We start from the raw sequence: 14,725 nt of genomic DNA, 5'->3' as shown, positions 1-14,725 counted from the left end.
CCGCTATGGTTATCACGCGGCGCGACCAGTGCCGCATATTGGATCCGGAGGGGACCATGTACGACTATTACGACACAGGCTCGTTGGCCGTTTTCGGCATCCTGATCGTCTTCGGCTTCATCTTCGCGATAGCGGGGTACGTTCTCTCATCGCTGTTCCTGATGAAGATCTTCGAGAAAGCCGGAGTCGAGGGCAAGTGGCGGGCGTGGGTTCCCGTCTACAACGCCATGATTCTCGCGAAGCTCGGTGACGTGTCCCCATGGGTCATGCTCGGCGCCATCGTGATCAACGTCATCCCGGTCCTGAACTACATCGCCTGGATCGCCTACGTCGCCGTCATCGTGATCGTCGCGTGGCGCGTGGGTCTCAAGCTGCAGAAGGACGCCGTCTGGATCCTCTTCGGCCTGATCCCCGGTATCGGTGCGCTGATCTGGCTCGGCATCAACGCTTTCGACAAGTCGCGGTGGAACCCGAACATCGTCCCCGCGCCGTGGGCGAACAACGGATTCCTCGGCGACAACACGGTCTGGCAGGGCATCCCGGTCCAGCCCAAGCCTGCCGCCCCGGCTCCCGGATACGGCGCACCGCAGGGGTACGCGCCTCCGGCACCTCAGGGCTACGCACCGCCGGCTCAGCCCGGCTACGCTCCGCCCGCTGGACCCGCGGCTCCCGCCACGGGTGCACCGGTGCCGCCGGTTCCGCCCACCACCCCGCCGGCACCTCCGGCAGCACCGCCGACCACTCCGCCTGCGCCGCCCACGGCACCGCCTGCACCGCCGGCTGCTCCGCCGGCACCGCCGAGCGAACCCACTCAGCCTCCGGCATGATGACCTGACACAGAGCCCTCGACTTCGGTCGGGGGCTCTGTGCTGTCCTGGCTGGCCACTGTTCCGACGCGCCCGCTAACGTGGAGGACATGGTCTTGTCTCAGCGCCGGGTCGGCGCTTCCGGTCTGCTCGTGTCAACCACCGGCCTCGGCTGCAACAACTTCGGTCGCGCGGGGACGGTGACCGAGACCCTCTCCGGAACGCGCGAGGTGATCGATGCGGCACTCGCGAACGGCATCACCTTCTTCGATACCGCCGACATGTACGGTGCGGTCGCCGGTGCGAGTGAGACGCTGATGGGTGAAGCCCTCGAGGGTCGCCGAGATCGCGTGGTGCTCGCCACGAAGTTCGGGCAGGAGCGCGACATGGGGTACGAGTTCCCCGCGGCACGTGGTTCCCGCCGCTACGTCCGGCGGGCGGTGGAGGAGTCGCTGCGACGCCTGCGCACCGACTGGATCGACCTGTACCAGCTGCATCTGCCTGACCCGGAGACGCCGATCGCCGAGACCACAGACGCTCTCGATGAGCTCGTGCGCGAAGGCAAGATCCGCTACTACGGGCACTCGAACTTCACCGGATGGCAGATCGCCGAGGCGGAGTTCACGACCCGTGCGCGGTCTTCCGGCCGATTCATCTCTGCACAGAACCACTATTCCCTGCTCGCGCGCGCGGCCGAACGCGAGGTGCTGCCGGCCGTGGAGAGATACGAATTGGGTTTCTTCCCGTACTTCCCGCTGCACAACGGACTCCTCACCGGCAAGTTCACGCGTGAGGGGGGACCGGCCTCGAGCCGCATCATGTCGGCACGTCGCCATGTCTGGGAGAACGCGCCCTGGGATGCTATCGACGCGTTCCGCGGCTTCTGCGACGAGCGGGGCATCACGATGCTGGAGGCCTCCTTCGGCTGGCTCCTCTCGCGGCCGGCCGTCTCCAGTGTCATCGCCGGCGCGACGTCACGGGAGCAGGTCGAAGCGAACGCGGCGGCGGGCGATTCCTGGCGCCCGAGCGCCGAAGAGGAGAAGATCATCGACGACTTGTTCCCTCTGCCGGCCGACCCGGGCGCCCGAGTGTGATCGCGGTGCGGGGGAGTTCTACTACGATGTGTGAGTATCCTGCGGACGCCCGACCCGTCGCAGATCCATCGGAGGCAGCACGTGGCTGAGACGAAGACGCATCGCGTCACGGTTGCGCAGCGCCCATTGCTGCTGTCCTGGGCAGGGGTCACCGATCTCGGTCGTCGTCGGGAGACGAATCAGGATGCGTTCCTCGCCGAGTTCCCCCTGTTCGTCGTCGCAGACGGCATGGGCGGTCACGCCGGTGGAGAGATCGCGAGCCGCAGCACCGTCGAGCGACTCCAGGCCGTGGTCTCCGCGGGCGATGTCAACGGTCCTGCGATCGAGAAGGCGCTCGAACGGGCGGTGGGCGACATCGCCGACCACCCTGAGACGACCGACGAGGGCACCGGTACCACTCTCACCGGCGTCTTCTTCGCGAGCACTGGCGATCACGCCCAGTGGGTGGCTCTGAACATCGGGGATTCCCGCGTCTACCTTCTTCGCGATGACCGTCTCGTCCAGGTCACGACAGATCATTCCGTCGTGCAGGAGCTGATCACCGCGGGCAAGCTGAGCCCGGAAGAGGCCGAGGGGCACCCGTACAGCAACGTGATCACGAGGGCGGTGGGTGCGAGTGAACTCACGGCCCCGGACTACGTAACGATCGACGTACGCGCCGGCGACCGGTTCGTCATCTGCTCCGACGGGCTCACCAAGGAGCTCACCGATTACGGGATCCAGCACTTTCTCCGGGAGCACCGCGATCCGGGCCAGAGCGTGGATGCGATGCTCGCCGCCGCGTTGGAGAACGGCGGGCGTGACAACGTGACGCTCATCATCGTGCAGGTCGACGACGAGGGCGACTCGTCCTCCCCAATCGAAGACACGACGGAGTAGCCGCTCGGCGCTGTGGACAGCGCCGTTCCCTCGAGAGGCATGCGATCCACTGGACGCATGGAAACCCTCCCGCTCGTGCTCCCTTCGGCGCCCGTACCCTCGCGCCGTGCCCCACTGCCTTTCATGGCGGCGATCGTGCCGATAGCCGCAGGGGTGGTGCTGTGGCTGGTCACCGGATCCGTGTTCGCACTGTGCTTCGCGGCGCTGGGACCGTTGATGATCGTGGCATCGCTCGCTGACGCGGCTCGCAACCGCCGACGCGAACGTCGGCGGGGCGCTGCACAGTCCGAGCAGGACTGGGCGGCGGCCGAGGCCGAGCTCGCACTCCGCCACCAGGAGGAGCGTGAGGCGCGGTGGCTGCGTCACCCAGATACCGCGGCGAGTCTCCTGCAGCCACCTCTCCGTGGCGTGGAGCCGCCGGATGGGGCGACCTCCCTCGTGGTGGGTGCCGGGAGTGCGCCGAGCGGAATCCGATGCAGCGGTGGCGAAGACGGTCGTGGTCGCGAGTTCCGCGAACGTTGTGGAGTGGTCGACGACGCCCCGATCGTCGTGCCGCTGGGCGGAGGAGTGTGTCTGCGCGGTGCGCGGCCGGTGATCCTCGCTGCGGCGCGCGCGCTCCTGCTGCAACTGAGTCTCCGCTTCAGCGCGGCGCAGCTGTCGCTCGTGGGCGCTGAACTCCGCGAGTGCGGGCTGAACGCGCTGCCGCATGCGCGGCGCGCGCGCAGGGGTGGCTTCCGGGTCGGGGTCGGCTCGGGCGAAGCGAACCGGATCGACGCGGATGCCTTGATCTGGCTGGCGTCGGCCGACGCCGAGGTTCCGGAAGGAATCACGACGGTGATCGACATCATCGAGCCAGGGTGTGCCCGGCTGCGCACCCCTCAGGGCACCGCCGTCGTCGCGGTCGAGTGCGTCTCCCTTGCACAAGCGGGGATCATCGCTCGCGAGCATGCGACGACGGGAGGCGAGATCGACGTGCTTCCGGACTCCGTGGCTCTGCACGACCTGGAGCAGCCGCAGCCCGGCAGCGGGCTGGCCGCCGCGATCGGTCGGAACGAGCGCGGACAGACGATCGTCGACATCGTCGAAGACGGTCCTCACGCCCTCGTGACCGGAACGACGGGCACCGGCAAGAGTGAGCTTCTGGTCAGTTGGGTCACGGCCATCGCCGCGGCCAACGGGCCGGACCGAGTGACATTCGTGCTTGCCGACTTCAAAGGGGGGACCGCATTCGAGCCGTTGCGCGGGCTGCGCCAGGTCGCAGCGGTGATCACGGATCTCGATGAGGACGGTGCTCGGAGAGGCGTTTCCAGTCTCACAGCCGAGCTTCGCCGTCGGGAGGGCGTTCTCGCCGACGCCGGCGCCAGAGACGTGCGAGAGGTCGGGATGCCGCGCTTGGTCATCGTCGTCGATGAGTTCGCGGCTCTGCTGGCGGAGCATCCCGATCTGGGGGCTGTCTTCACGGACGTCGCCGCACGGGGTCGTGCGCTGGGCATGCACCTCATCCTCGGCACACAGCGTGCTGCCGGTGTCGTGAGGGATGCGCTGGCGGCCAACTGTCCGCTCCGCGTCAGTCTGCGGGTCGGAGATGCTGCCGACAGCAGGCTCATGATCGGGACGGACGCCGCGGCGGAACTCCCCGGCGGAGCGGAGTCGCGGGGCCTCGCTCTCGTGCGCCGTCCGGCCGATCCCGAGCCGTCGGCGATCCGGATCGCGCTGACGAGTCCCGCGGATCTGCGAGCCGTCGGGCTGGGGTGGGCGGCGGCCGACCCGCCCCGCAGTCCGTGGCTCGCTGCTCTTCCCGCACGGATCCCGCTCACGGACCTCGTCGATTCTGGCGTGCCGGGTCCGGATGTCATCGTGCTCGGGCGTGCCGATGACCCCGCCCGCCAAGCTCAGCCACTGGAGCTGTTGCGCTGCGGGCAGGATCGCGGAATCGTGCTGCTGGGCGCGCCGGGGTCAGGTCGCTCCACAGCGTTGCGTGCGCTGGCCGTACAGCGCCCTGATGCGTCGTGGGTGCCGAACGACCCCGAGGCGGCCTGGGACCTCCTCACCGCGTGGGTGTTGGGGAGTGAACGGATGCCGTCGCTCGTCCTCGGCGACGACGTCGACGGGGTCCTCTCGGCACTGCCACCCGAGTATGGTCAGCAATACGCGCAACGGTGGGAGCACCTTCTCCGTGCCCGTGCGGAGACGACCTTCGTGCTGGCGGTGAGCAGAGCGGCGGGACCGCTGGGACGCATGATCGACGCTCTGCCGCGACGGGCGCTGCTTCGGCAGCCGAGCAGAGTGGAACATCTCGCGGCCGGGGGAGAGGCCTCGTCCTTCATCCGCGACCGTTCCCCGGGGCGTGCCCACATCGGCGACCGCGAGGTGCAGCTGGCATGGGTCCCGGAAGGCGCGGGGGTTCCCCCTGCTCCCGTCACACCTCCGGACTGGGCGCCGTCGTGCGCGATCACCGCCGTCGTGACCGCCGGAGCTGCCTCGATCTCGGCGATGCTGCGTCAGGCGCATCCGGAGTCCGAGGTGATCGATGCCGGCGCGGAGCCGACGCAGCGCGACCGTCCCTGCCTCGTCGTGGGGGACGCGGAGGTGTGGCAGCGCAACTGGCCGTTATGGCAGCGCATCCGAGGGGAGGGGGAAGTGCTGATCCGTGCCGAGCAGCAGTCCGATCTCCGACAGCTTGCTGGCGTGCGGGAACTCCCGCCGTATGCGCGCACCCACGCCGGTCGGGCTTGGTCCCTGCGCGGTGCCGAAGCGCCGCGTCGCGTCGTCCTTCCGGAACTGTCTCCGCGATGAGCAGTGAGTATCGCGGCTCGGCTCGGGCGGACGGACGTGTTAAATACCCGCGCCGGGACGGATCGCACCGACGATCGAGCCGCCGCCCGAAACGGTGAGGGGAAGCGCCTCCGCCAGCATGGCGACCTCGGCGCTGCTCAGGCCCCCTGCGCGCTCGAGGAGCGTCGCTGCCACGATCGTCGAAGCGCGCGTCGCGCCGTCCAGCATCTTCAGCGCGACGGTCGTGCCGTTCGGGGCGACCATCACCATGACGCCCTCGGCTCCGTGTTTGGTGAAGACTCCGAGCTTCTCGATCGCGATCGTGTCGGGGCGGCCGGGCCCTTCGATCGTCCAGGGACTCTCCCGTACCGCTCGCACCAGCGAACCGGCGACGCGATGAAGGGCGAAGGGCGAGCGGTCGGAGGCGGTGCCGATGCGGTGGATGCCTCGCGCGAGGGCGGTGAGGGTCATCGCGTGGACAGGGGCTCCGCACCCGTCGATCGCCGTGTGGGCGACCTTCTCGCCCGTGAGACGCTCGACGACATCGCGAATGTGCACCTGCAGCGGATGTGACGGGTCGAGGTAGCCGGCGGTCGGCCAACCCGTCGCCACGCACGCACGCAGCATCGCAGCATGCTTTCCGGAGCAGTTCATCCGCACGCGCGTCGGCTCACCGTGCTCGCGGACGAGGTCATCGCGCGTCGCCGAATCAGTCGGCCAGGACGCCGGGCACGCCAGGTCGTCCTCGGTCAGCCCCCCTTCGGTGAGGATGTCGCGAACGACGGAGGCGTGCCGGTCCGTACCGACATGGCTCGCCGTGGAGATCGCGAGCTGTTCGCCCTCGAGCACCGCACCAGCCGTGATGCAGGCCACCGCCTGCAGGGGCTTGAGGCTCGAGCGGGGCAGGATCAACGCGTCGGGGTTGCCGTGGCGGGCGACGATGTCACCATCGGACGAGAGCACGATCGCTGCGCCGGCGTGACGCGATTCGACGAATCCACTCCGTTCGACGACGGCGAGTTCCACGGAATCCTGAACGGTGAGAGTCTCCAGCACCCGTCAACTCTAGCGCCGGGCACGCCATCGCTCACCTCGGGTCGGTGGCCCCTGGCAGACTGAAGACATGGCAGAGTCGACCCCCCGCGCCCTCGGCGAACATCACTACGCGCTCACCTCGGTCTGGACCGGAAACACCGGCACCGGGACCTCGGGCTACCGGGACTACCGCCGCGAAGTCACCATCGAAGTCGACGGCAAGCCGGAGCTGCTCGCATCGGCGGACAAGCCGTTCCGCGGCGATCCCTCGCGATGGAATCCGGAAGATCTCCTGCTCGCCTCACTTTCGGAGTGCCACCTGCTCTCGTACCTGCACGCGTGCGTGACGGCCGGCGTGGTCGTCGTCTCCTACCGCGACGACGCGAGCGGGATGATGCGCGAAGACGGCAAGGGCGGTGGGGCGTTCGTCGAGGTGATGCTGCGGCCCGAGGTCGTCGTCGCGGACGCATCGATGATCGAGGCGGCCGAGCGTGCCCACGCGCAGGCGAACGAATGGTGCTTCATCGCGAACTCGATGAACTTCCCGGTGCGCCACGAGGCGACCGTCCGCGCCGTCGAGTGAGTCAGCGCGGCACGGGCGTCAACGGCGCTCGTGCGGCAGGGCCTGCTTGATCTTCTCGATCGTGCCCTGCGCAGGAGCCTCGTTGTAGGCTCCGGCGAGTTCCTGACCGGACAGACCGTGGATGGCTGCCATGATCTCGTCGGTCGCCAGGCGACGCGCACGCCCGCTGGTCGCAGGTCCGTGCGGCGACAGATCCAGCGGTGCGCCGAACCGGACCGTGATGCGCTCCTTGAGCGTCGGCACCTTCGCCCCGACCGGCATCACCTTGTCGGTCCCGATCAGCCCGACTGGCACGACGGGGGCGCCCGTCTGGAGCGCGAGGAACGCGACCCCGGTACGCCCCTTGTAGAGGCGGCCATCGGTGGAGCGCGTGCCCTCCGGGTAGAGCGCGACGGCGAGTCCCTCGTCGAGGAGCTGACGCTGCAGTTCGAGAGCATCCAGAGCCGCTTGGCCGGCACCGCGGCGCACAGGGATGGCACCGATCGACTCGAAGAAGGTCTTGCTCATCCAGCCCTGGAAGCCGGTGCCTTCGAAGTAGGTCGACTTCGCGAGGAAGTGCACGGGCCGGGGTGCGGCGACCGGGATCGCGATCGAGTCGATGAATGACAGGTGGTTGCTGGCGAAGATGACGGGCCCGGTCAGCGGAACGTTCTCGCGGCCCTCGATCTTCGGCCGGTACACGAGCCGCGCCAGCGGAGTGATGAGACTGCGTCCGAGTGTGTAGGCGAACCCGGCGTGACGGGGCTTGGCAGTCTCATCTGACGACGAGGATTCCTCTTCTGACGAGGATTCGGGCTCGACGGACTGCTCAGAGGTCATCAGAGCAGGTTACTCCCGGATCCATGCCGGCGTGGGAATGAAGGGTCGCGCCGTGCCTCCCAGCGGGGGCAAAGGGCTATACGGCAGGATGGAGGTTCCCACCCGCGATCCCGAGGTCTCACTGTGCGCAAGCGTCCGCTCATCGTTCTGTCCACCGTCGCCGCGGCGACTCTGCTGCTGGCAGGCTGCTCCGGCAGTTCCGCGCCGTCGAGCTCCGGTACGCCGAGCCCGACCGCGTCGAGTGCGTGCGCGCTGGACGCGCAGCCGGGGAAGACCTCCGATGCCGTGGTCGTCGAGGGCAAGGGAGCGGACACGAAGGTCACGGTCCCGGCCGATGCCGCGTTCGAGGGAGTCGAACGGACGGTCGTCTCCGCCGGCGATGGTGACGATGTCTTCGTCAACGACCTGGTCTCGGTCGAGTACCAGATCGTCGATGCGACGACGAACAAGGTGCTGGACTCGTCCGCCCGTGGTGAGGGGGGCGTGCTGCCTGTTCTTCTCGACACCAATCAGTCCTCGCTCTTCGTCGCCGCGCTCGAGTGCGAGCCGGTCGGCTCGCGCATAGTGCTCGCCCTTCCCGGCAGCGCTCTCGGCGAGGGCGCGAGCAGCGTGGTCGTGTACGCCGAGGCCGTCGAGCAGCTCCCCGAGGTTTCGACCGGCAAGGACGTCGACCCGACCCCGGGCATGCCGACCGTCAAGCTCGATGACAACGGCAAGCCCTCCGTCAAGATCCCCGACGGAGATGCACCGACCGAGACGAAGGTCGCCGTCCTCAAGCAGGGCGACGGACCCACGGTCGGCTCCGGCGACCTCGTGGTCGTGCAGTACCTGGGCGTCAAGTGGTCGGACGGCAAGGAGTTCGACTCCAGCTGGAGCCGCGACGCCGCGCCGACTCAGTTCCAGACCACGGGTGTGGTCGCGGGCTTCCAGAAGGCGCTCGAGGGACAGAAGGTCGGCTCTCAGGTCGTCGTCGTGATGCCGCCGTCGGATGGTTACGGGGCAACCGAGGGACACGAGCTCCAGAAGGAGAGCCTCGTCTTCGTCGTCGACATCCTCGCCACCACCCCGGTCCAGCAGTAGCAGCGGCGGCGTCGAGGGCGTGTCCTAGGCTGGCGTCATGCGTCGCATCATCGTCCTCGGCTCCACCGGCTCCATCGGCACCCAGGCGTTGGATGTCATCCGCGCCAATCCCCGTCGGTTCGAACTGGTCGGCCTCGCCGCCGGCTCGAACGCCGAGATGCTGGGTGAGCAGGCCGCGCAGTTCCAGGTCGAGGACACGGCGCTCGGTGCGGACGAGGCCGAGCAGCTCGTCCGCGATGTCGAGGCCGATGTCGTGCTCAACGCCATCACCGGCTCGATCGGACTCGGCTCGACTCTCGCGGCGCTGAAGGCAGGCCGCACGCTGGCCCTGGCGAACAAGGAGTCGTTGATCGTCGGCGGGGACCTGGTTCTCGCCGCCGCCGCGCCCGGACAGATCGTCCCGGTGGACTCCGAGCACTCGGCGCTGGCGCAGGCCCTGCTCGCCGGCACTCACGCCGAGGTGCGCCGGCTCGTCGTGACGGCATCCGGCGGTCCGTTCCGTGGTCGCACGCGTGCAGAACTGTCCGATGTGACCCCCTCGGAGGCCCTCGCGCACCCGACATGGGACATGGGCCGCATGGTCACGACGAATTCGGCCACTCTCGTGAACAAGGGGCTCGAAGTCATCGAGGCGCACCTCTTGTTCGATGTCGCCTACGACGACATCGAGGTGGTCGTGCATCCGCAGTCCATCGTGCACTCGATGGTCGAGTTCATCGACGGCTCCACGATCGCCCAGGCCTCTCCGCCCGACATGCGACTCCCGATCTCGCTCGGTCTGGACTGGCCGCACCGCGTCGGAGGCGTCGGACGACCACTCGACTGGACCACGGCGTCGTCCTGGACCTTCGAGCCGCTCGACGGCGAGGCCTTCCCCTCGGTCGCACTCGCGAAGGCCGTCGGTCGTGCGGGCGGCACTTTTCCCGCTGTCTACAACGCGGCGAACGAGCAGGCTGTCGACGCCTTCCACGAGGGTCGACTGTCGTTCCTCGGCATCGTCGACACGATCGAGCGCGTCGTCGACGCCCATGACGCACCCGACGCGCTCACAGTCGAGACCCTAGCCGCGGCCGAGTCCTGGGCGCGCACGACCGCAGATCGGATGATCGCGGCGAGCTGAGCCGAACCCGGAGCGACGTCTGCCGCCCCGGCTCCCGGGTCAGTCCTCGTCGGCGTAGGGAACGGGCCAGCGGGGTTCGGGAACCGGCCAGCCTGCGGCGCGGAGAGCTCTGCGTGCCAGCTCGCGCGCCGAGTACGGCGTGCGCACCCCGCGGATGTCGCGGTAGTCCTGGTGGCCCGGGCCTGCCCAGAGGATGGCGTCGCCGTCGCCCACGAGTCCGACCGCGGTGATGATGGCGTTCTCGGGCGGCGAGGCCTCGTGGATCTCAGCATCCGGTCGCGCCTTGCGTGCACCTTCGATCAGCGTCGCCCGGATGGAGGCCGGATCCTCGAAGCGCGGGTGGTGGTCGGTGACGACGAGGATGTCGCTGCCCTCGACCGCGGTGCGCGCCATGTCGAACCGCTTGCTCGCGTCGCGGTCGCCGTCGGCGCCGAAGAGCATCAGCACCTTGCCCGGTGTCACGCGGCGCACCGCGGCGAGCGTCTTCTCGAACGCGTCGGGGGAGTGGCCGAAATCGACGAACACCGCAGGCCCGCGTTCCCCGGACACCAGCTGGGTACGGCCGGGGAGATAGGCGCGGATGCCTTCATCGCGGGCGAGAGCATCGACGATGCGCTGCCAGTCGTAGCCGCCCTCGAGGAGCATCACGATCGCGAGCGCGGCGTTCGCGGCCATGTGCGGGCCGATCACCGGAACCGTGGTCGTGAGGGAGCCTGCGGGGCCGGTCATCGTGAAAGTCGTGCCCGCCGCACGCTCGTCGTCGATGACGACGACCCAGTCCGCGGCGGCCGCCGCCTCGGGGTCGGCGGCGATCGAGGGCGTCCCCACCGTCACGACGGGGATCTCGGAGCGGTCGACCACGATCGCGCCGGACGGCGAGTCGAGGCAGATGACGCCGCGCTTGGCGCGGTCCGGCCGGAAGAGCGGGAGCTTCGCCTCGAAGTACTCCTCCATGTCGGCGTAGTCGTCGAGGTGATCGTGGCTGAGGTTGGTGAAGCCGGCGACGTCGAATCGGATCCCGTCGACCCGGTGGCGTGACAGAGCCTGAGCGCTGACCTCGACCGCGACGGCTTCGACCTCGCGCTCGCGCATCAGGGCCAGGAGCGCGTGCATCTCGGAGGCCTCGGGGGTCGTCAGCCGCGAGACGATGACTTCGCCGGCGATGTGACGTTCGGCGGTCGACGAGAGCCCGGTGACGACACCGATCTGGTCGAGGATGCCCTCGAGCAGGTGGGAGACGCTGGTCTTCCCGTTCGTTCCCGTCGTGGCGAAGAGCAGCGGAAGCGGATCATCCGCCCCTGTGCCGTACACCCAGGCGCTCAGGTCGCCGAGCACCGCTCTCGGGTCGTCGACCACGAGGATCGGCAGCCCCGCGGATCCGGCGATCGCAGCGCCGGGCTCGTCCGTGATGACGGCGACGGCGCCCTTCTCGGCCGCGGCGACGGCGAAATCCGCACCGTGCCTGTTGACGCCCAGGATCGCGACGAAGGCCTCACCCGGACGAAGGTCCGCAGTGGCGAGTGTGATGCCGGAGAGGGCGATCCCGTCGATGTCGCCGCGCACACTGCGGGCGAAACGGGAAGCGAGTTCGGACAGCTCACGCCGGGGCGGGTTCGCGGGGCGGAGCACGGGAGGCAGGCTCGGTTGTTGTTCAATCGACATGTCGGATCCATGATCTCATGACGGCACGGTGAACACCTCTCCGCGGCACGACTCCTCGTGCGCCCGGGTGAGCGGGGCACGAGGAGTCGGACGGCGTCAGGCGCGGCGGCGGTAGGCGAGGACGGCGACGATCAGTGCGGCGATCCCGGCGACGAGTCCGCCGGCTCCGAGCGCGATCCCCAGCGGATCGGTCGTCGTCGTCGTCGCCGCTGCCTCGTCTGCCGATCCGGCGGACCCATGATCACCGTGCCCGTCGGTCGCGGCGTCGGTGACGGAGACCACCGGTGCCGGGGCGTCCAGGCTGTGGGGGTCCTCACCCTTCTCGGCGAGCTGGGTCCACTCGGTCGCGCCGTCGACGCACTCCTGCACGACGGGGAAGGCCAGCGTCTCCGGGGTGCTCTCGTCGAGCCCGACGGACATGCTCACCGCCCCGCGGAGATCGTTCGCTACGGGCGTCAGCGCGGTGTAGGTGACTGCGCTCACGAGGCCGTCGTCACCGCGCTCGACCGCGATGTTCCAGTCGCCGTCCATCGTCGGCGCCACGGAGGCGAGTCCGTCCGGCATCGTGATGCGGAGGGCCGTGGTGGGGGAGTTGTCGCATCCGTGCGAGAACGAGAAGGTGAGTACGCCATGGTCTCCGGCGGCGAGTTCATCGGGGCTGACGCCGACGTGCGCGCCCGCCATCGTCGGGACGGCGAGGGCGAGGACGGCGCCACCGAGGATGCCGGCGGTGGCGAGGGCTGCGCGGTGGGTGCGGGTACGGGTGATACGGGACATGAAGAATCTCCTGGTGCTCGAAAAAGCGGGCGCGCGACGACGGCGCACCCGGCGAGGGGGTTGTTCCGCCAGGACGGCGGCCTACTCCGGTGCGACGGATCCGTGTGGATCAGTCGCGGAAGAGCGCAGGAGGCCCGCGTCGGGGCACAGCAGCCGCGACGGCGGCATTGAAGGAAGGCAGGAGAGTGGAGCGCAGGCGGGGCGGTCGGCGGTGTTGTGCGGGCGCAGTTGCGGCGGCACGCCGGAACATCGCCTCGACCCACCGCACGATGCTCCCCAGGAGTGTCTCGCCGTGCCAGACCAGCACAGTGGTGAGCACGGCGGCGGCGAGGTGCGCGAGCAGCATCGTCGCGCTGAGGGACGTCTGCGAGGTCGCGGGCCCGAGCAGATCGAGATTCAGGTGGTGGGCGTGGCCGACGCCGCCGAGCGTGTCGGCGCCGGTCGGCGATCCCAGCGCCTGGAACAGCACATGAAACGCGGCCTGCGCGACGAAGACGGCGGATGCCACGCGACCGCGTGACTGTCTGGTCCCCACGAGCAGGGCCGAGAACGGTGTGAGCAGGGTCGCGACCGCGAGGATCAGCAGCGGATGCGGTGCGGCACCGCCGCCGAACGTGTGCGAGAGCGCGGCGAGCAGTGTCGCGACGGATGAGACGGCGGCGGCGCGTACGAGTCGCAGCTGCCGGGCATTCACGGTTCCACCCTAGCCGCGCCCGCGTCGTCGGGCGGATTCCTAGCTGGGGGCAGTAGCGTTGGCACGTGGAATTCCTGCTCTATCTGGGCGGCATCCTCTTCATGCTGATCGGCCTCGGCCTTTCGATCGGTCTGCACGAGGTCGGCCATCTCGTCCCCGCGAAGCTCTTCGGCGTGCGCGTCGGCCAGTACATGATCGGTTTCGGACCGCGTCTGTGGTCGAAGCGCATCGGCGAGACCGAGTACGGATTCAAGATGCTGCCGCTGGGTGGCTTCATCTCGATGTCCGGGATGTACCCGCCCTCGAAGAGCTCGGGCCCCGCATCCGGTCTCTTCCGGTCGCTCATCCAGGACGCCCGATCCGCCAACGACGAGACCATCGCCGACGGCGCGGAGGATCGCGTCTTCTACCGCCTGCCGGTGTGGAAGCGAGTGATCGTGATGCTCGGCGGGCCGGTGATGAACCTGCTGCTCGCGACCGTGATCTTCACGATCCTGCTTTCCGGGATCGGCCTCCAGCAGGGCACCACGACGATATCCGCGGTGAGTGAGTGCGTGGTGCCTTCCGCGTCCACGGCCACCGAGTGCTCGCCTGACGACCCTGAGTCTCCGGCTGCCGAGGCCGGAGTGCAGCCCGGCGACGTGATCCTCTCCGTCGACGGACAGCCGGTGTCGACGTTCGCCGATGCGACCGCCATCATTCAGGCCTCGCCGGGCGAAGTGCTGGATGTCGTCGTGCGCCGTGACGGCTCCGACGAGTCGCTGAGCCTGACTCCCATCGCCGCCGAACGTACGATCACGGACGCCAGCGGCCGGCCGCTGCAGGACGAGAACGGCGACCCGGTGGTGAAGGAGGTCGGCTACGCGGGGATGTACTCCCAGATGGGCTATATCCAGCAGCCGCTCTCGGCCGGACCGGAGATGGCGGTCGATTCCGCCGGACGCGTGGCGACCATGATCCTCAACCTCCCGGCGCGCCTGTGGGACATCGGCGCATCGGTGTTCGCGGGCGCGGACCGTGACCCGAACGGTCCGCTGAGCGTCGTGGGCGTCGGCCGACTCGCCGGAGAGGTCGCCTCCGTGGATGCGCCCGTCCTGGATCGATGGGCGGGCCTCCTGAGTTTGCTGGGCATGCTCAACATCGCGCTGTTCGTCTTCAACCTGATACCGCTGCTTCCCCTCGACGGCGGCCACATCGTCGTCGCGCTCTGGGACGGCATCCGCAGGATTTGGGCGAAGATCTTCCGTCGACCGCCTCCGGCGCCGGTGGACGCCACGAGCCTCGTGCCTCTCACGGTGGTCGTCTCGGTGGTGCTCATCGCTATGGGTGCGCTCCTCCTGATCGCCGACATCGTGAAGCCGGTGTCCCTGTTCCAGTAGCCGGTCGCCGTGATCGGCGTCA

General features: G+C 68.9%; 13 protein-coding genes. 8 read left to right on the top strand and 5 right to left on the bottom strand.

The window, feature by feature from the left end; genetic code table 11:
- Positions 1-56 precede the first annotated feature (56 nt).
- The 4 genes from BQ2383_RS10965 (at position 57) to BQ2383_RS10945 (ending at position 5,575) form a co-directional block, all read left to right on the top strand.
- Positions 57-827: a large exoprotein gene (locus BQ2383_RS10965; protein WP_208617660.1), complete on the top strand. Its 771-nt coding sequence runs from the start codon at positions 57-59 to the stop codon at positions 825-827.
- A gap of 89 nt (positions 828-916) precedes the next feature.
- Positions 917-1,900, top strand: coding sequence for an aldo/keto reductase (locus tag BQ2383_RS10955; RefSeq protein WP_091033701.1), 984 nt, complete (start codon positions 917-919; stop codon positions 1,898-1,900).
- Between the two features lie 81 nt (positions 1,901-1,981).
- On the top strand, positions 1,982-2,779 hold the full coding sequence (locus BQ2383_RS10950) for a PP2C family protein-serine/threonine phosphatase (RefSeq protein ID WP_091033699.1): 798 nt from the start codon (positions 1,982-1,984) through the stop codon (positions 2,777-2,779).
- Positions 2,780-2,836: 57 nt separating this feature from the next.
- Positions 2,837-5,575, top strand: coding sequence for an FtsK/SpoIIIE domain-containing protein (locus BQ2383_RS10945; RefSeq protein ID WP_167381607.1), 2,739 nt, complete (start codon positions 2,837-2,839; stop codon positions 5,573-5,575).
- A 39-nt stretch (positions 5,576-5,614) separates the two neighbouring features.
- On the opposite strand, the gene BQ2383_RS10940 is transcribed toward BQ2383_RS10945, so the two are convergent.
- Positions 5,615-6,610, bottom strand: coding sequence for an asparaginase (locus tag BQ2383_RS10940; RefSeq protein ID WP_091033694.1), 996 nt, complete (start codon positions 6,608-6,610; stop codon positions 5,615-5,617).
- 67 nt (positions 6,611-6,677) lie between these two features.
- Here BQ2383_RS10940 and BQ2383_RS10935 point away from each other — a divergent pair, with 67 nt between their 5' ends.
- Positions 6,678-7,172 (top strand): OsmC family protein, encoded by a 495-nt coding sequence (locus tag BQ2383_RS10935; protein WP_029261852.1) that lies wholly within the window; start codon positions 6,678-6,680, stop codon positions 7,170-7,172.
- 18 nt (positions 7,173-7,190) lie between these two features.
- Here BQ2383_RS10935 and BQ2383_RS10930 read toward each other — a convergent pair whose 3' ends face one another.
- Positions 7,191-7,991, bottom strand: a complete 801-nt coding sequence (locus BQ2383_RS10930; protein WP_091033691.1) for a lysophospholipid acyltransferase family protein — start codon at positions 7,989-7,991, stop codon at positions 7,191-7,193.
- A gap of 123 nt (positions 7,992-8,114) precedes the next feature.
- On the opposite strand from BQ2383_RS10930, the gene BQ2383_RS10925 reads away from it, so the two are divergent.
- Together BQ2383_RS10925 and dxr are read left to right on the top strand one after the other, a co-directional pair.
- Positions 8,115-9,071, top strand: a complete 957-nt coding sequence (locus tag BQ2383_RS10925; protein ID WP_091033688.1) for an FKBP-type peptidyl-prolyl cis-trans isomerase — start codon at positions 8,115-8,117, stop codon at positions 9,069-9,071.
- Between the two features lie 37 nt (positions 9,072-9,108).
- Positions 9,109-10,191, top strand: coding sequence for a 1-deoxy-D-xylulose-5-phosphate reductoisomerase (dxr, locus tag BQ2383_RS10920; protein ID WP_091033686.1), 1,083 nt, complete (start codon positions 9,109-9,111; stop codon positions 10,189-10,191).
- 39 nt (positions 10,192-10,230) lie between these two features.
- Here the strand turns inward: dxr and BQ2383_RS10915 are convergent, their stop codons facing one another.
- The 3 genes from BQ2383_RS10915 to BQ2383_RS10905 all read right to left on the bottom strand — a co-directional run bounded on the left by BQ2383_RS10915 (position 10,231) and on the right by BQ2383_RS10905 (position 13,324).
- A complete protein-coding gene (locus BQ2383_RS10915; RefSeq protein WP_208617659.1) occupies positions 10,231-11,853 on the bottom strand; it encodes a Mur ligase family protein in 1,623 nt (540 codons plus the stop codon).
- Positions 11,854-11,949: 96 nt separating this feature from the next.
- Complete coding sequence (locus BQ2383_RS10910) at positions 11,950-12,630, bottom strand: YcnI family copper-binding membrane protein (RefSeq protein WP_091033680.1); 681 nt, start codon at positions 12,628-12,630, stop codon at positions 11,950-11,952.
- 109 nt (positions 12,631-12,739) lie between these two features.
- Positions 12,740-13,324, bottom strand: a complete 585-nt coding sequence (locus BQ2383_RS10905; protein WP_091033677.1) for a hypothetical protein — start codon at positions 13,322-13,324, stop codon at positions 12,740-12,742.
- Positions 13,325-13,389: 65 nt separating this feature from the next.
- Between BQ2383_RS10905 and BQ2383_RS10900 the strand changes: the two genes are divergently transcribed.
- A complete protein-coding gene (locus BQ2383_RS10900; RefSeq protein ID WP_029263684.1) occupies positions 13,390-14,703 on the top strand; it encodes a M50 family metallopeptidase in 1,314 nt (437 codons plus the stop codon).
- The last annotated feature ends 22 nt before the right edge of the window (positions 14,704-14,725 follow it).

This window comes from Microbacterium oxydans, from assembly GCF_900095745.1.
In the GTDB taxonomy this organism is placed as follows: domain Bacteria; phylum Actinomycetota; class Actinomycetes; order Actinomycetales; family Microbacteriaceae; genus Microbacterium; species Microbacterium oxydans_B.
Note: the sequence above shows the minus strand (reverse complement) of the source record. Positions and strands in the feature narration are given on the sequence as shown.